This is a genomic window from Sphingobacterium alkalisoli (assembly GCF_005049105.1).
In the GTDB taxonomy this organism is placed as follows: domain Bacteria; phylum Bacteroidota; class Bacteroidia; order Sphingobacteriales; family Sphingobacteriaceae; genus Sphingobacterium; species Sphingobacterium alkalisoli.
Window position 1 is genome coordinate 59,467 of record NZ_SUKA01000008.1, and the last position, 17,079, is coordinate 76,545.

13 protein-coding genes are annotated in these 17,079 nt (G+C 38.0%); 9 read left to right on the forward strand and 4 right to left on the reverse strand.

Features of this window, described 5'->3' with window-relative positions; all coding sequences use genetic code 11:
• Window positions 1–3: 3 nt before the first annotated feature.
• Together FAZ19_RS20395 and FAZ19_RS20400 are read right to left on the reverse strand one after the other, a co-directional pair.
• Window positions 4–1,911, reverse strand: a complete 1,908-nt coding sequence (locus FAZ19_RS20395; RefSeq protein ID WP_136822621.1) for a DUF294 nucleotidyltransferase-like domain-containing protein — start codon at window positions 1,909–1,911, stop codon at window positions 4–6.
• Complete coding sequence (locus FAZ19_RS20400) at window positions 1,908–2,621, reverse strand: 3'-5' exonuclease (protein ID WP_136822622.1); 714 nt, start codon at window positions 2,619–2,621, stop codon at window positions 1,908–1,910. The genes FAZ19_RS20395 and FAZ19_RS20400 overlap by 4 nt, the downstream gene beginning before the upstream one ends.
• A gap of 378 nt (window positions 2,622–2,999) precedes the next feature.
• Between FAZ19_RS20400 and FAZ19_RS20405 the strand changes: the two genes are divergently transcribed.
• The 6 genes from FAZ19_RS20405 to FAZ19_RS20430 all read left to right on the forward strand — a co-directional run bounded on the left by FAZ19_RS20405 (window position 3,000) and on the right by FAZ19_RS20430 (window position 10,896).
• Complete coding sequence (locus FAZ19_RS20405) at window positions 3,000–5,738, forward strand: 2-oxoglutarate dehydrogenase E1 component (RefSeq protein WP_136822623.1); 2,739 nt, start codon at window positions 3,000–3,002, stop codon at window positions 5,736–5,738.
• 64 nt (window positions 5,739–5,802) lie between these two features.
• Window positions 5,803–7,038 carry a 2-oxoglutarate dehydrogenase complex dihydrolipoyllysine-residue succinyltransferase gene (gene odhB / locus FAZ19_RS20410; RefSeq protein WP_136822624.1) on the forward strand — a complete coding sequence of 412 codons (1,236 nt, stop codon included), beginning with the start codon at window positions 5,803–5,805 and terminating at the stop codon, window positions 7,036–7,038.
• Window positions 7,039–7,095: 57 nt separating this feature from the next.
• Window positions 7,096–7,497 carry a GtrA family protein gene (locus FAZ19_RS20415; RefSeq protein WP_136822625.1) on the forward strand — a complete coding sequence of 134 codons (402 nt, stop codon included), beginning with the start codon at window positions 7,096–7,098 and terminating at the stop codon, window positions 7,495–7,497.
• A gap of 80 nt (window positions 7,498–7,577) precedes the next feature.
• Window positions 7,578–9,212, forward strand: a complete 1,635-nt coding sequence (locus FAZ19_RS20420) for an ArnT family glycosyltransferase (protein WP_169305725.1) — start codon at window positions 7,578–7,580, stop codon at window positions 9,210–9,212.
• Window positions 9,196–10,206, forward strand: coding sequence for a hypothetical protein (locus tag FAZ19_RS20425; protein WP_136822627.1), 1,011 nt, complete (start codon window positions 9,196–9,198; stop codon window positions 10,204–10,206). Before FAZ19_RS20420 ends, FAZ19_RS20425 begins: the two co-directional genes overlap by 17 nt.
• A 21-nt stretch (window positions 10,207–10,227) precedes the next feature.
• Window positions 10,228–10,896, forward strand: coding sequence for a hypothetical protein (locus FAZ19_RS20430; protein ID WP_136822628.1), 669 nt, complete (start codon window positions 10,228–10,230; stop codon window positions 10,894–10,896).
• Window position 10,897: 1 nt separating this feature from the next.
• Here the strand turns inward: FAZ19_RS20430 and FAZ19_RS20435 are convergent, their stop codons facing one another.
• Together FAZ19_RS20435 and FAZ19_RS20440 are read right to left on the reverse strand one after the other, a co-directional pair.
• Entirely contained in the window at window positions 10,898–12,766 is a 1,869-nt protein-coding gene (locus FAZ19_RS20435; protein WP_136822629.1) for an LTA synthase family protein, read from the reverse strand.
• A 43-nt stretch (window positions 12,767–12,809) separates the two neighbouring features.
• Window positions 12,810–13,469: a phosphatase PAP2 family protein gene (locus FAZ19_RS20440; RefSeq protein WP_136822630.1), complete on the reverse strand. Its 660-nt coding sequence runs from the start codon at window positions 13,467–13,469 to the stop codon at window positions 12,810–12,812.
• A 128-nt stretch (window positions 13,470–13,597) separates the two neighbouring features.
• On the opposite strand from FAZ19_RS20440, the gene FAZ19_RS20445 reads away from it, so the two are divergent.
• The 3 genes from FAZ19_RS20445 to FAZ19_RS20455 all read left to right on the forward strand — a co-directional run bounded on the left by FAZ19_RS20445 (window position 13,598) and on the right by FAZ19_RS20455 (window position 17,025).
• Window positions 13,598–16,213 (forward strand): valine--tRNA ligase, encoded by a 2,616-nt coding sequence (locus FAZ19_RS20445; protein ID WP_136822631.1) that lies wholly within the window; start codon window positions 13,598–13,600, stop codon window positions 16,211–16,213.
• Window positions 16,214–16,439: 226 nt separating this feature from the next.
• Window positions 16,440–16,706, forward strand: coding sequence for a DUF4342 domain-containing protein (locus tag FAZ19_RS20450; protein WP_136822632.1), 267 nt, complete (start codon window positions 16,440–16,442; stop codon window positions 16,704–16,706).
• Between the two features lie 22 nt (window positions 16,707–16,728).
• Complete coding sequence (locus tag FAZ19_RS20455; RefSeq protein WP_136822633.1) at window positions 16,729–17,025, forward strand: DUF4342 domain-containing protein; 297 nt, start codon at window positions 16,729–16,731, stop codon at window positions 17,023–17,025.
• The last annotated feature ends 54 nt before the right edge of the window (window positions 17,026–17,079 follow it).

Consider the following 17,079-nt stretch of genomic DNA (forward strand, 5'->3'; position numbering starts at 1 on the left):
TTTTCACCCCAATACATTCCCGGTAAATCTCATTTTAATTCCCAGCTGAAAATTTTGAATGGTCTTAAAGATTTCCTTTAATGTTACTCTCTCAATTTTTGTCAAGCTCTCGATAGGAATGTAATTATCTGGCGCCATTTTATCTATAATAATTTGGTTAGCTTGACTTTTTAGGCGTAAACTCATGAGATAATAATAAGACTGCATGAGCTCATGAGACTGTTGCTGTGTGAATACGTCCATTTGCGTCAAAATCTTAATACGTTCTCCGGTGTTTTCTTCGAAAACCCGATTTTGTAAGGCGTACACACGCACTAAATCTACAATGGGAGTCATTGCATTTTTTATATTAAACACTTCTGATTTACCAATCATTTGCGTTCTAATACTATTGAAAAACGTCAATGGTGGTTCGTACTGTAGCGCATTTTTTCCGATGTGAGCAAAAAATCTCCCCATAGGCTTTCTCAGCTCGGTATCTAAAAAATCCTTCAACTGTTTTATTATAGTTTTATCTCCATACAAAAAGCGGCAATCAAAAAAAGTAGAAAATTTAATAGCATTTTCTGGAACAGATTCTTCTATCCATTGTTTATAATTTCGCTGCCAATGCGAGAGAGAATGTGTCCATTGTGGATTGCTGGCCATATATCCGCCTTTGCAATAAACAAAACCGATGTCATTCAATTGGTCTGAAACCCGCTTAGCGAATTCCAAAAAATAGGTCCTAACCAATTCACGTTGTTCATTTGCCTTATCCTCATAAATAATAGCATTATCTTGATCGGTTTTTAATGTCTGCTCTTTTCTTCCTTCGCTTCCTGTTACCATAAAAACAAATTTTGCAGGTGGCTCTCCCATCTCTGCAATTACTTTGTCTATGACTTTAATTGCTATGGAATCTGCAATAGTTGTAATAACCTGATTGACTATTTCAGCATGTACTCCCCTACCCAAAAGTTGTGTGACAATATGCGGTACGCGTTTCCATTTTTCTGTTAGTTCTTGTATTGTGAGAGCAGATTTCACTGATTGAATAAAAACCAACGGCGACTGCGCATGCTCACTCAGCAATCTGTTACGACTTAGAAAACCGACATACTTTCCATCTTGCTCTATCAAAAGATATTTTGTTTTTGTCCTGAACATCATCAGTACTGCATCGTACAAATAAGAAGTGTGCGCTATAGACACAATGGGGTTATCCATTATATCGGAAATTTTATTTTGAGCATCCAAACACCGAGCTACTACATTATCCCGCAGTGTCATATCTGTGACATATCCTACTATTTGATTGTTCTCACCATTTACAAACAGACAACTCACTTTATTTTCAGCCATTAGTCGAGCCGCTACAAAAATCGGTGTATCCATATCACAATAAACAATATCCTTATAAGCGATACCTTCTATTTTCCTAGAATAAAATTGCTCGGAAGCGATATAACTTTCCTCAAATGATGCAGGTTTTTTAAAAAAGTGAGCAAATTCCTCATCCAGCATGCGCTTCCCAAAATCAGTGGTATAGAATTGGAAAAAATCATCATATCCATTACATAGATCAATAAAGTCTTTGCGGGGCAAGGTATAGATCTTAGTACCCTTTTTAGCTATAACAGACTTTAATGCTTTTGTGCGATTTAGCAATACCGATATTCCTCCAAAACAATAAGGAGAATGATGAATCTCTATTGACCGCTTATTTTCCGTAGCGTCAAAGAAAAATGTTTCATATTCGCCTTCTATAAGAAGGTCTACCCCAGTCATTTCCGTTACCTCCTGTCGATATGCGAGTGTATCCTTTTTAAAAACGACTTCATTTAGCGCATCAGCAACACTTTCAAGCACTTCAATTGGAAGTGTATTAAATGGAACAGTGTTTTTTAAGAGTTCGATCTTGTTTGTCATGCTATAATAAAAACCAATATTAAAAGTAGAAATAAAAAGAGCCATAGTACGCCCCATCTCTGTTTTATTTTGTCTCCTGGCTTTGGTGGAGCAAAATGGGATTGATTTGTTTTTAGTACGTATTCGTTTATATCTCCTCGTTTCATTAATTCGAAAAAACTAGCTGCAGTAATTTCCACATCCACAATCGCATCGTGTATATTGGTTACTGATTGATCAAAAAGATAGCTATACAATTCTGATAGTCGTAGAAATTGAGCCCGGGGATTTGTGACATATTTTTTACTTATAAGCATAGTACAAAATAATGGATAGCGATATAAAGGAAAATTTATACCTGACCTATAAAAATCGGCACTGAGCATATGAAAATCTAATTCTATGAAATGGCCAACGAGCATAGGGTTGTACTTTTTGATGTCATAAGCGAGTTTATTCATCACCTTTTTCCTACGCTCTCCATGCTCCTTCAGAAACTGATGGGTGATTCCATGTATTTTTAATGCAGACGGATCGATACTAAAATCAGGTTCATTGATGTACCGGTTTTCCCTTTTTATTTCTACGCCCATTTTATCAAAGATAATCCAGGCAATCTGTATGGAAAATGGCCAGTTTCCCTTCACTGCATAGGGTTGGTCCCAATGTTTGGGGAGACCCGATGTCTCTGTATCGACAAATAGAAAATAGTCATTTAATACTGGTATCATTTTAAACCCATATCTATTCTATAAAGATATGGATACAGTTACATAAGAAGAAATAATGTCATACTAATTATGTAAATAATCCAAAAACATACATTCAACTTTGATTCCGTTTATCTACCCGGAATCTAGCATTACAAATGACGTGAACGACATAGCTGTCAGTTTTACAATTATATTCCTGTATACTCAATTTTCGTTTTTTTTGAAGCAAAAAAACAGTTGTGCAAATAACAACATTTAGCAGATCTTGAGGGCCTCACTTTCAGTGGGAAATATTGATTTTTAATGACATTTCGGGCATACAAAATATTCAGTTTCACTAGCCGAAACTGTTTTATTATTTATAACTTTGGCAATTCTATAGATTACAACAAATAAATGGATAAATTGACATATTTGAGTAATGCCGATTCAAGTTATATTGACGGATTATATCAAACATACAAAGCTGATCCAAACTCGGTAGACTTTGGTTGGCAAAAGTTCTTTGAAGGCTTTGACTTTGGTCAGAAAGCTGAGGGCAGTTCGGTGGATACAGAAAATGTTCCAGAACATGCTCTAAAGGAAATTGATGTATTAAATATGATTCACGGATACAGAGATCGTGGTCATTTATTCACGGACACCAACCCCGTGCGCGAACGGCGCAAATACTATCCAGGCAAGGAATTGGAAACTTTTGGCCTTTCCGAAGCCGATATGGACACCGTTTTTCATGCAGGAGTTGAAATCGGGTTGGGTCCCGCAAAACTACGTGACATTCGTCAATTAATTGAGGAGACCTATTGCCGTTCGATCGGAGCCGAATTTAAATATATTCGTAACCCCGAAAAAATCAAATGGTTGCAGGATAGAATGGAGGCCGACCGTAACCGGCCAAATTATACAAAAGAACAAAAGAGCAGAATCCTACAAAAAATAAATAGAGCAGTTGTTTTCGAAAGTTTCTTAGGTACTAAATTTTTAGGTCAGAAGAGATTTTCTTTAGAGGGAGCTGAAAGTTTAATAGCGGCCCTTGATTCCGTTATTGAACAAGGAGCGAATCTTGGAATTCAAGAGTTCATGATTGGTATGGCTCACCGGGGTCGTCTGAATGTATTGGCTAATATTATGGGCAAACCGTACAAGACGATTTTCTCTGAATTTGAAGGCAAAATGTATGCAGAAGAAGATCCTGAATTACAATTCGGGGGGGATGTAAAGTATCACCTTGGATATTCCTCTGATATCAAAACAGATTCGGGCAAAACAATTCATTTAAGTCTAGCCCCAAATCCGTCACATTTAGAGACTGTGGATCCGATCGTCGAAGGTATGGTTCGCTCCAAAATCGACATGAAATATGACGGTGACTCTTCAAAGATCGCTCCGATATTAATTCATGGTGATGCCGCCATCTCTGGCCAAGGCGTGGTATACGAAGTGACTCAAATGTCTAAATTGGAAGGCTACCGCACAGGCGGCACTATACACATCGTCATTAACAATCAAGTTGGTTTCACGACCAATTATAAAGATGCGCGTTCAGGGACATATTGCACGGATGTAGCAAAAATCACTTCTTCACCTGTTTTCCACGTGAATGGGGACGATCCAGAAGCTGTCGTTTATGCGATTAATCTTGCAGTAGAGTACCGTCAAAAATACCAAACTGACGTTTTCATCGATTTACTGTGCTACCGTCGCTATGGACACAACGAAGCGGATGAGCCTAAGTTTACGCAGCCTCTTTTATACAAAGCCATCGAGAAACATGCAAATCCAAAGGAAGTATATGCTAAAAAATTAATCGATGAAGGTACTATCGACTCTACTTATGCGAAAGAGGTAGAAAAAGAATTCAAAGCTTATCTTCAGACTCAACTGGATGCCGCCAAGAAAGTCATTAATCTTGAAGAAGAGGTTCCGATGTTTGGTGGTGCCTGGAAGGGACTCTACCCCGCTAAAAAAGCTGACATTTGGAAAAAGGTCGAAGCGACAGTTTCAACTGAAACATTCTTAGATTTAGCAAAACAAATCACCTCTCTTCCTAAAGAAAAAAAGTTCTTCCGTAAGATTTCTAAACTGTTCGAAGATCGTGCAGCTATGATCGAAAAAGATTCATATGATTGGGCAATGGGAGAATTAATGGCCTATGCAACCTTATTAAACGAGGGGAAACGCGTACGTATCTCGGGACAAGATGTACAACGTGGAACATTTTCGCACCGTCATGCTGTGTTGACTCTTGAGGACTCAGAAGAGAAATATGTACCTCTAGCTCAAGTAAACGGCGGAGATAAGTTTAATATTTACAACTCTTTACTTTCAGAGTATGCAGTACTAGGATTTGAATATGGATATGCGTCTGCTAATCCACAGTCTTTAACTATTTGGGAAGCTCAGTTTGGAGATTTTTATAATGGTGCTCAAATCATTGTCGATCAATATTTGAGTAGTGCGGAAACCAAATGGAAACGTTCAAACGGCTTGATAATGATGCTTCCACATGGTATGGAAGGTCAAGGGCCGGAGCACTCCTCAGCACGCATTGAGCGTTTCTTAGAACTATGTGCCAACGATAACATGATATTAGCTAATTGTACCACCCCAGCTAATTATTTCCATTTGTTAAGACGGCAATTGGTACGCGATTTTCGTAAACCTTTGATTGCCTTTACGCCAAAAAGTCTGTTACGCCATCCAAAAGTAGTTTCATCTGTTGCGGATTTTACAAAAACTACCTTTCAGGAGGTAATTGATGACCGCAATGTAAAAGCGGCTTCAGTGAAACGTGTATTATTCTGTTCTGGAAAAATCTATTACGATTTACTTGAAAAACAACAAAGTGAAAAACGTACAGATGTAGCTATCATTCGTGTCGAACAATTATTCCCCACGCCTGTTAAAGAATTAGAAGCTATCCGCGAAAAATATAGCAAAGCAAAAGAATTTATCTGGGTACAGGAAGAAAACGAAAACATGGGGGCTTGGCCTTACTATTGTCGAAAACTGCGAAAAACCAATGTTGAGTTTACGGATTTCATTGCACGTACCGAAAGCGGCAGTACTGCAACCGGGTATATGAAAAAACACCAAGCACAACAGGATGCGATAATTAATAAATCATTTGAATAAACAGTATATTAGATCCTAACATCTTATATTTAATATAGAAGTTGGTTTTAAAGAAATAGAATATATGAGCTTAGAAATCAAAGTACCTACGGTTGGTGAATCGATAACCGAAGTAACATTAGCACAATGGCTAAAGCAAGATGGCGACTACGTCGAGATGGACGAGAATATTGCCGAATTGGAATCAGACAAAGCAACATTTGAATTACCTGCTGAAAAAGCGGGTGTCTTAAAAATCATTGCTCAAGAAGGTGATACGTTAGAAATTGGTGCAGTGGTATGTACGATTGAGGATGGTGAGGCGCCAGCGGCCGGTGGTGAAAAACCTGCTGCAGAAGCCTCTGCTAAACAAGAACCAAGTGCTCCAGCACAGGACGCTTCTGAAAACCCGGACTCCTATGCCGCCGGAACAGCTTCTCCTGCCGCTGCTAAAATCTTAAGGGAAAAAGGAATCGATGCATCTACCATCAAGGGAACAGGCAAAGATGGTCGCATTACAAAAGAAGATGCTGAGAAAGCACAATCAGCTCCTGCATCTCCGAAAACAGCATCTAAACCTGCTGAAAGTGCAGCAATAGCAGCTCCTGCCGTAGTTGGTGCACGTAGCGAACGTCGTGAGAAAATGACCTCATTACGTAAAACCATCGCAAAACGTTTGGTATCCGTTAAAAATGAAACGGCCATGTTAACGACCTTTAACGAGGTTAATATGCAGCCGATCATGGATCTAAGATCGAAGTATAAAGATATTTTCAAAGAAAAACATAGCGTAGGTCTTGGTTTTATGTCATTCTTTACAAAAGCGGTGACTACGGCCCTAAAAGAATGGCCGGCAGTAAATGCGCGTATCGAAGAAAACGAATTGGTATATTCTGATTTTGCGGATATTTCAATCGCAGTTTCAGCCCCTAAAGGATTGGTAGTCCCTGTAATCCGTAATGCAGAGTCTATGTCATTACATGAAATAGAAAAGGCGATTGCTGCATTGGCAGGAAAAGCACGCGACAATAAATTGTCTATTGAAGAAATGACAGGCGGAACATTTACGATTACAAATGGTGGTGTGTTTGGATCAATGATGTCTACTCCTATAATCAATGCACCTCAATCCGCAATACTGGGTATGCATAATATTATCCAACGCCCGGTGGCTGAAAATGGTCAGGTAGTGATTCGCCCCATGATGTATATCGCCTTGTCTTATGATCATCGAGTTATTGATGGTCGCGAGTCCGTAAGCTTCTTAGTACGTGTAAAACAACTACTGGAAGATCCCGCTAGATTATTATTAGAAGTATAATTAAGATTTTATAATTATCTTTGAGGCTACCTATATATAGGTAGCTTTTTTATTTTTATGCAAGCAGATCAACAACTCATCATCAAATTTCTTATGTTTTCCATAGTTGGAGCATCCGGTGTAATTGTTGATTTTTCTATTACGTGGCTATGTAAGGAAAAGGCAAAAATCCACAAATATGTAGCAAATTCCTTTGGTTTTATTACTGCGACCGTAAGTAACTACCTATTAAATAGATATTGGACCTTCTATACGGAAAATGCACAGGCCAAATTTGTAGAGTTTTCTAAATTCTTCTTTATTGCGCTAATAGGGCTAGCGATCAATAATGCAATATTGTACTTCTTTCATGAAAAATTGAAATGGAATTTCTATGTATCTAAATTGGCTGCTATAGGTATAGTATCTATTTGGAATTTTTCTTTTAATTATCTTTATACTTTTACGTCCGTATCTTAATGGCCTCATTCATAAAGAATTTCAAGATCCAGCATTTTTTACTTTTCTGGCTTTTCATAAACTTGATTCAGGGCACATTTATGGAACTCCATGTAGACGAAGCCTATTATTGGATATATAATAAATTTCTGGATTGGGGCTATTATGACCATCCTCCGATGGTAGCCGTTTTTATAAAAGTCGGAACTTTTTTTACGCAGTCAGCGCTAGGGGTACGAATCATCAGCATCTTTAGCAATGTATGTGCTATTTATTTTCTTTGGCAGATTGTAAAACCCTATACCGAGAATGTTTGGCTTTTCGCCTGTCTCTATTGTAGTTTCGTCATTTTCCACGTATATGGCTTTATTAATTCCCCAGATAGTCCACTCCTTTTCTTCGCCATCCTTTATTTCTATTTTTTAAAGGGATACCTGAAAGAACAACATTTCAACATCAAGACTGTCCTATGTCTCTCACTAGTCATTACAGGTATGTTGTACAGCAAGTATCACGGAATTCTACTTTTGTTCTTCACGATTCTTGCAGATTGGAAACTACTAAAAAGATCTTCCTTTTGGTGTATTGTACTATTATCATTGGCGCTATATCTGCCGCATATATTATGGCAAATAAAGAATGATTACCCATCTATCCAATTCCACGTATTTGAAAGAAACGCCCGGGAATATAAGATATCATTCACATTGGACTATCTACTGAGCCTTATTCTTGTGGTGGGGCCATTATCCGGTTGGTATTTGTATTATCGGTTTTTTAGCTTAAAAAATGAAGACACCTTTTTGCGTATCTTAAAATTTGTTTTTTGGGGATTTTTAGTTTTCTTTTTCCTTTCGTCATTCAAAAGTCGCGTACAGGCACAATGGGTTTTATTGGCCTATATCCCTTTATTTATAGTAGGTTATATTGCTTTAGCAAGATATCAGATTCCCAAATGGTTTTATACATTATTATATATCACTGTTGCACTTATTATGGTTATTCGATTAGCCCTTGTCGTTCCTATTCCAGCCCTACAAAAGATAAAGGCTGTCAATGTCTATTGGGGACATGCTGATCTGGCAAGCCAAATAAAAGAAAAAGCCAAAGGCAGATACCTTATTTTTGACAATGGGTTTCAGGATGCCTCATCCTATAATTTTTATACCAATACCTTGACAGCCTTGTCATATAATCCACGTACCTACCGTAAAACACAGTACGATTATTGGCCGATAGAAGACAGTCTTCGCAACAAAAACACCTATTTCGTTCGTCCCTATTCGTTTGAAACACTAGAACAAGATACTATAGAATCCAAGTTACGTGGCACTTGGTATGGCATCAACATCGACACGGTTCGTTTATATCAAAAGGTAGAAATTTCATGCGACAATCTTCCTGATACCATACAACAAGGCAAGAAATATCATATCAGGCTTTCGATCACTAACCCGTACGAAGAGGAAATCACTTTCGATAATACGGGACGTAAATGGCCTCTATTTTTCGAATATGGATACACGAAGTATGTCTATGAATCTGGAGAATTTTTCGAGTTTGACGAAGGTTATCATGTTTTAAAAATTGCACCGAAGCAAACAAAACATATTCAGGTAACCATCACTGCCCCTTCTGAATTGGGCAAAAGATTAATTATGTTTTCCCTGCGAACCGACCCTTTTATTGGTCCGCGCAACAGTAAAAAATATCCAATATATGTTACTGAAAATTAAAATTTTAGCTTTAGCAATATGTTTGTGTGCCTATGAGCTTGTCCATGCACAGCAAATAGAAGGACAAGTTGATTTCCATGGTTTTGCGGACAATCGCGAATATTCTAACTCAGACAGGTATCCGCAAACCATTTTTGGAACCAGAGTCACACCCGAGATTGGTCTGTTTGTGGACAGCACCCATCGCATACGCCTAGGGGTTAGTTATTTACATGAATTCGGAACCAAGAATATTACGAACCCTGTCCGTCCAGTCGCCTATTACAATTACGATAATAATGGATTCGACTTCAAGATCGGGATGTTTCCCCGACATGAATACCTCGACGAATATCCCAAAGCTATTTTGAGCGATACTATTGGGTATTATCAGCCCAACATTGAAGGTATGCTGCTCAAATATAAAAACGAATATTTTCATCAACAGATTTGGATAGATTGGAACAGTCGTCAAACGAGAACAGATCGCGAACAATTCATGGTTGGTATATCGGGAAATGTTAATTTAAACAAGACATTTTACATCAAAAATTTTGCTACTTTATGGCACAATGCAGGGCCTATGGTCGATGTGCCAGACCCCAATGATCATATACGGGACAATGGAGCAGCATCGTTACATATCGGAGCCGATTTAAGTGAACGAGGGTGGTTAGACTCCATCAACATAAATATTGGAGGTATTATCAACTATGATCGTCTTCGTAATGTATACGAGTGGCAGTTTCCAAAGGGATTGTTGAGTGAAATCTACCTGGAACACTACAAATTCTTTATTCGGAACACCTTCTATACCGGCGAATCATTAGCCATTCCCTATGGAGATGTCTTCTATACATCCAAACAATATGACCGTCTAGATATTGGCTGGATTCCGCTTCGGTACAAAAATCTGGAAGGACGATTTATAGCAGGGTTTCATTTTTCTGAAGGCGTAGTGGATAGTCAACAACAGTTTATTTTACGCTATACGATAGGACATCTTTTTAATTGAAAGAAATAATTACCTTTGTTTATGCAAGCGAAAAAAAATCAAATTCTATTCCCTGCCATCGTTACGTTGGGAAGTATTTTAATTTCATATTATTACTACTTCAGTGATTTACCGGTATTTTCACAACTGGTAGAAGAAGACGGGGTTTTCGAAAATTTAACCTCTTTATTTCTATTTCTAACAGCGGTTTTCCTCATTCTTGTTTTTGCTAAATTCCAATCCAATCATAAATTAAACTGGAAAATAGGACTTGCTATCATGATTGCGGGTTTGATCTTTGGAGCAGGGGAAGAAATTTCCTGGGGCCAACGTATTTTTAGTGTAGAATCTTCCGATTTTTTCAAACAAAACAACGCACAAGGAGAAACAAATCTCCATAACATGGTCGTTGGCGGAACAAAAATCAATAAAATAATATTTTCTTATGCTTTTTCAGTAATCTTTGGAATCTATTTTACCATACTTCCAATACTTTACAGGAAGAGCAATAAAATTAGCGGACTTGTTAACCGGTTTGGCATACCTGTCTCTACAAATTTTCAAAGCATCCTCTTCTTAGTTGCTACTGTATTGGTTATGCTACTAGACCATTCACGTAAATGGGAGTTATGGGAATTTATATTCGCATTCACTATATTCACCATTTTTGTTAATCCACTAAATAAAAGAGAAATCCAAGCAGGAGTATAATTTAATAGTCGAGATACTCTGCATATACCTTTTGATTATAGGCCTTCAATATATTTAGAAGGCTTTTTTCATGTCCAGAAGAAGAGATCACCTGTTGCGATTGAGGATCAAATACAAGCGTGCCATTTTCGGAAATTATCCCTACAGAATGCTTGGTATTAAAAAATGCATAGGGCGTAAAATACGTATCGAAAACATCCCTGCTCCAGCTATACCGATCCGAAGGTATATGTAATTGATTCAAGATAGAAGAGGCTAAATCTACCTGTCCCATTATTTTGTTTATTTTTTGCCCTTTAAATTGAGCTTTTAATACATCGCCAAAAAAAATTAAAGGAATATGGAAGCGCTTAGGATCGGTGATTTCACGGTCATACGGCAATCGGTGTCCATGGTCTGCAGTGAGTATAAAAAGCGTATTCTTATACCAGCTTTCTTTTTTTGCCTTTTCAAAAAAATCATTTAGAACCGAATCCGTGTAAAACGCCGTACTCTTAAACTTGTTAGCCGTAACATTATTACCAAATTTGTAGGTTGTTTTCAGATCAAAAGGTTCGTGATTTGAAATGGTAAAAACGGTTGAAAAGAAGGGTGTTTTTTCATGATTCAGGTCTGCAAGTATCCTTTCAAATACATGATGATCATATACGCCCCACGATGACTCATTATATGAAGACGGAAAATCAGCCATATCAACAACACGATTAATCCCATGAGACATCATATAGGATTTGAAATTATAGAATTCACTTTGTCCTCCGTAATAAAATGAAGTATGATAGCCCGCATTATGGATCTCCTGTCCTATACCGGCAAGTTTCTCGTGCTTTTTGATGGATTTAATAATGCTTTCCTTGCCTTGTGCCGGAAAACTTGAAAAGACGCCGATAATACCCTTATCTGATCGATCTGCCGCGGCATAGAATTGTGTAAAGGATAATCCTTCTCTCGAAATTTGATCTAAATAGGGGGTCACCTCTTTCTCACCACCCAAGTTTTCGATCAGATCCGCTGTAAAACTCTCTAATAAAATCAACACCACATTGGGCCGTTCCGTATTTAATATGGAAACAGATGGATCTCTCTTTTCAGGAAAAACAGGAGTGAGTATTAGATCAATATCGCTACTATCTTTAAAATATTGGTATGGATTACCACTACTTGCGCTGTTTACCAGATCATTGACAAAAGACCAATGTGTATTTACAGCGGCATGATTATAAAATTGATTGGATGAATAATAAGCCATACTTTCATTCAATGGAGACGTACTATAGCCCCCACGAATACAGGTAAATAAAAAGATCAACCCTACAAAGAAGCCCAGTATATGAAGTGTAAAATGCGTTTTAAATTTAACGAAGGCTAGTCTAAATAACAGACTAAAAACCGTACTTCCAACTATGGTAACCACTACAAAAACGAGAAGGGGGATCCATAAATTTGTAGATGAAGCAGATAAAAAAGCTTCCTGTGGCGTTTCAAAAAATGTCTCGATAGCTCGTCGGGAAATCTTATCTGTCCATTCCGTATACAGATTAACACTGATACACGATAAAAAACCCAGAATAATTAAGATCGAATAAGTATATATCCGGATCCATTTCGTTGAAAAAGACCAGTTCGGAAATAATGACCAAAGGAAATAACCGATAAAAGGCAGTACACAAATATAGGCCGTCATCGATAAATCGAGCTTAAAACCGGCCGAATATACACGCAGAATCTCCTGAAAAGTGAATCCGGTATTTACCGGAGCAGCAAACAACAAAAACAATAACCGATCTATCCAAGCTATAAAAAGCCAGAAAACGAAATATAAAAGTAAGAAGTATACCGATTTGTATTGTTGTTTCACGTTACCTATCATCAGAATGTAGGCAAAGGTAATTAACTTAAATTTAATCTAAAATTTACAACCGAAATTTACTATTGGCCCACTTGCTGTGGTACCACTTCATATGCTGGAATAAATAAATAATCAAAAAAGTAACGACTGAACCTATAATCGCTCCTATATATACATCTCCTGTCCAATGCTGCGATAGGTAGACACGTGAATAACCCGCCAGACAAGCCAAAATAAAGAACAAAGGATTGCTACGCTGGGAAGGGAAAACATAATACAATACCATCATTAGTGCAAAAACGCTAGTCGTATGTCCCGAGGGGAAACTGTAATTTCCATGAATATGATAATCGGGTAATGTATACCATGTTGGATCATCTTTAAATACCGATCCCGGACGAGGCATTTTTACTGATTTCTTAATAATCTGTGCAACTAACCCTGAAAGTAAAAAAGATACGATAGTCAGGATAGCATACTTATAACGCGTAAAAATAAGCAGCAAACCTACCGCCACCACAAATAAGCCATCTCCAACATTGGTGAACAACCTGAAAAACCAATCTGCCCATTCGTGATGAATGGCATTCACGAACCGGAATTGTTCCGTTTGATCATATTTCAGACTGACGAATCCGCAGACAATCTCTACTAGGAGTAAAGCCAACAGTACAAATCGCAGATCAAATAACAATTGCTTAAAGCGTAATGGGTTAGAATGCATTCTTGATATTTTGGTTTCACAAACTTAGACAACTCGCATTTTGTTCACAAGTGTTTGTTGATATTTATATCATTTATTTCCTTAAATTTGCGTTCCTATTTACTAATTCCTTTTTACTAAAGCAAAAAATGAGTATAGCAAAAACTTACAATCCGAAAGAAGCAGAAGATAAATGGTATCAATATTGGATGGAAAACGGGTTTTTCCGTTCTACTCCTGACGCGCGTGAACCCTATACCATCGTAATGCCTCCACCAAACGTAACTGGGGTATTACATATGGGACACATGTTAAACAACACCATTCAAGATGTATTGATCCGTAGGGCCCGTATGCAAGGAAAAAATGCATGCTGGATTCCAGGAACAGACCATGCCTCAATCGCGACGGAAGCGAAAGTAGTTGCTATGCTCAAAGAACAGGGGATTGACAAGAAAACCCTTACCCGGGAAGATTTTCTGAAACACGCTTGGGAGTGGAAAGAGAAATACGGTGGTATTATCTTAAAACAGTTGGAAAAACTGGGCGCTTCCTGTGATTGGGAACGCACCAAATTCACAATGGATGCAGATCTTTCCGAATCGGTAACCGATACATTTATCAAATTTTATAAAGCCGGCTATATCTATCGTGGTGTGCGCATGGTAAACTGGGATCCGCAAGGAAAAACAGCATTGTCTGACGAAGAGGTAATCCGGAAAGAAGTACAGCAAAAATTATATTATATTCGTTATAAAATTAAAGATAGTAACGAGTATCTAATCATTGCTACGACTCGTCCGGAAACGATTATGGCAGATGCAGCTATTTGTATCAATCCAAATGACAAACGTTATCTACACTTAAAAGGTAAAACTGCAATCATACCCCTAGTAAACCGTGAAATCCCTATTATCGAAGATACCTATGTAGAAATGGAGTTTGGTACCGGCTGTCTGAAAGTGACACCGGCACACGATTTAAATGACTACGAACTGGGACAAAAGCATAATTTAGAAGTTATCGATATCTTAAATGATGATGGTACCTTAAACGAAAAAGCAATTATTTTGGTAGGAGAAGATCGTTTCATCGCCCGAAAAAAAATTGCAAAGCAACTGGAAGAGGTTGGTCAAATCGAAAAAATTGAAGAGTATAAATCTCAAGTCGGCTTTTCCGAGCGTACAGATGCCGCTATCGAACCTAAATTGTCTATGCAATGGTGGTGTAAAATGGACAAATTAGCTCAGCCTGCCTTAGATTACGTGCTAAGTGGTGAAGTCCGTTTGATTCCAGACAAATTCACGGCCTCTTACAAGCATTGGATGGAAAACGTGAAAGACTGGTGTATCTCACGACAGTTGTGGTGGGGGCAACGGATCCCAGCATGGTATAACGAGAAGAATGAATGGGTTATTGCCAAAACTAAGGAAGAAGCTATTCAGGAACTCAAAAACCAAGGGAAAACGGCAGATAGCGTACGCCAGGAAGAAGATGTATTAGACACCTGGTTCTCCTCTGGACTATGGCCTATGTCTGTTTTTGATGGCGTACGCAACCCAGAAAACGAAGATTTCAACTATTACTACCCGACCAACGATTTAGTAACTGCGCCGGAGATCTTATTTTTCTGGGTGGCCCGCATGATTATAATGGGACACAACTATACAGAAAAAGCACCTTTCCAGAATGTATACTTAACGGGGATTGTCCGCGACAAATTAGGTCGCAAGATGTCTAAGTCTTTAGGAAATTCGCCCGATCCAATCGAGTTAATGGAGCAATATGGTACCGATGGGGTCCGCGTAGGCATGTTATTATCCTCACCTGCCGGAAACGATTTAATGTTTGATGTCTCCTATTGCGAACAAGGACGTAACTTTGCCAATAAAATATGGAATGCATTCCGTCTGGTAAAGGGCTGGGAAACTACAGACTCACCGGCTACTGTGGCACAAAAGACTTCCGCTCAATGGTTTGAAAGCCGATTTAATCAAGCTGTAGCAGAAATAGACGAACATTTCAAACATTACCGCCTATCAGACGCTTTAATGGCCACTTACAAATTGATTTGGGACGATTTCTGTGCTTGGTATCTGGAATTGATAAAACCCGCTTACCAAATGCCTATTGAACAGGAAACCTTAGAAACGGTAAAAAATTTCTTTCAAAAAATCCTTTCATTAGCGCATCCGTTTATGCCTTTCTTGACGGAAGAATTATGGCACGATGAATTGTTCGGCCAACGCGATGTAAAAGATTGTATCATTGTGGCTCCGTATCCCGAGATAGCAGGCTTTGACGAAAATATCATTAGGGAATTTGCTTCCGTTCAACAGATCATCTCAGAGGTACGCAATGTACGAAACTCTAAAGGCATTTCGCCGAAGATTGCTTTACCGTTGGCCATTAACGCGACCGATATCGATTATTCAAAATATCAAGATAGTATTATCAAATTAGCAAACATTGAAGAATTGACTTTTGTGAAAGATAAAGTAGCCGGCGCGGTCAGTTTCTTAGCAGGAAGAGATGAATGCTATATTGCCTTAGCCAATAATATTGATGTCGATGCTGAGCGAGAGCGTATTCGCAAAGAAATTGAATATTTACAGGGTTTCTTGCTATCTGTAGATAAGAAATTATCTAATGAACGCTTTATAGCAAATGCGAAACCCGAAATCGTAGAAAATGAACAAAATAAAAAAGCGGATGCCGAAGCTAAAATTAAAATATTAACAGAAAGCTTGACTAGTCTTGGGTAAGTCTCTATAAGACAACAGAAAAGAGCCTTTCTGAAATCGATTTCAGGAAGGCTCTTTTCATTACAATTCTTGTAAAGCAGAAACCCAGCAAATTCACCGAAAAAACCATGGGTTTTACCGAGTACAGCAGTCTATCTGCCTAATCCCCATTTCCCTTCCCTCCCCGATAATATATATTTGAAGTGTATAAATAAAAAATAATATCGAATATTAAAAGATATATAGCATGAAATCAAAAACAACATTTACCTTAAACGGTGAAAACATCACAAAAGCGTTTGAAAACACATTTGATTCAGTACAATCAACCCGATTAAAAGTAACTTCTAAAGCGGGTAAAGAATACTTTAATCTTCCGTTAATTTTTGCATTGGTTTTGGCGATTGTACTTCCCGTTCTTATCGTTGTCGCTATCATCATTAGTATAGTGACTAATCTCACCATTTCCTTCGAGAGAGAAAATAAAGCGACGGCACCCCACATATCAGAATAAAAACAACTTAAAATATAATGTTATGTCAATAAAAGAAACATTTTCAATAAAAGGAGAGAATCTACTAAAGAAGATTCAGGAATTAATTGCTGAAGGCAATGTAACAAAAATTAGCATTGCGGATAAATCAGGAAAAGAAATCATGAGCTTTCCGGTAACCTTAGGTGTGATTGGTATATTATTAGCTCCTATTTTTGCAGCCGTTGGTACATTAGCCGCACTACTAACAGAATGTAAAATTACGGTCGAACGAAATAACAAAGACCATACAAACGATGAGGTAGCTGTCCCAGAAAGCCAAACTATCGACGTAAATTAATTACATAGAGCCCTGCTATCAGTACATAACAGGGCTCCTATTTCAAAAGCGCTC

What these genes read in the sequence shown, in the direction of transcription:
- FAZ19_RS20435 (WP_136822629.1), bottom strand. Translation starts at nt 12,766, where the DNA reads ATGATAGGTAACGTGAAACAACAATACAAATCGGTATACTTCTTACTT.
- FAZ19_RS20455 (WP_136822633.1), top strand. Translation starts at nt 16,729, where the DNA reads ATGTCAATAAAAGAAACATTTTCAATAAAAGGAGAGAATCTACTAAAG.
- FAZ19_RS20405 (WP_136822623.1), top strand. Translation starts at nt 3,000, where the DNA reads ATGGATAAATTGACATATTTGAGTAATGCCGATTCAAGTTATATTGAC.
- FAZ19_RS20445 (WP_136822631.1), top strand. Translation starts at nt 13,598, where the DNA reads ATGAGTATAGCAAAAACTTACAATCCGAAAGAAGCAGAAGATAAATGG.
- odhB (WP_136822624.1), top strand. Translation starts at nt 5,803, where the DNA reads ATGAGCTTAGAAATCAAAGTACCTACGGTTGGTGAATCGATAACCGAA.
- FAZ19_RS20430 (WP_136822628.1), top strand. Translation starts at nt 10,228, where the DNA reads ATGCAAGCGAAAAAAAATCAAATTCTATTCCCTGCCATCGTTACGTTG.
- FAZ19_RS20450 (WP_136822632.1), top strand. Translation starts at nt 16,440, where the DNA reads ATGAAATCAAAAACAACATTTACCTTAAACGGTGAAAACATCACAAAA.
- FAZ19_RS20395 (WP_136822621.1), bottom strand. Translation starts at nt 1,911, where the DNA reads ATGACAAACAAGATCGAACTCTTAAAAAACACTGTTCCATTTAATACA.
- FAZ19_RS20440 (WP_136822630.1), bottom strand. Translation starts at nt 13,469, where the DNA reads ATGCATTCTAACCCATTACGCTTTAAGCAATTGTTATTTGATCTGCGA.
- FAZ19_RS20400 (WP_136822622.1), bottom strand. Translation starts at nt 2,621, where the DNA reads ATGATACCAGTATTAAATGACTATTTTCTATTTGTCGATACAGAGACA.
- FAZ19_RS20425 (WP_136822627.1), top strand. Translation starts at nt 9,196, where the DNA reads ATGTTACTGAAAATTAAAATTTTAGCTTTAGCAATATGTTTGTGTGCC.
- FAZ19_RS20420 (WP_169305725.1), top strand. Translation starts at nt 7,578, where the DNA reads ATGGAACTCCATGTAGACGAAGCCTATTATTGGATATATAATAAATTT.
- FAZ19_RS20415 (WP_136822625.1), top strand. Translation starts at nt 7,096, where the DNA reads ATGCAAGCAGATCAACAACTCATCATCAAATTTCTTATGTTTTCCATA.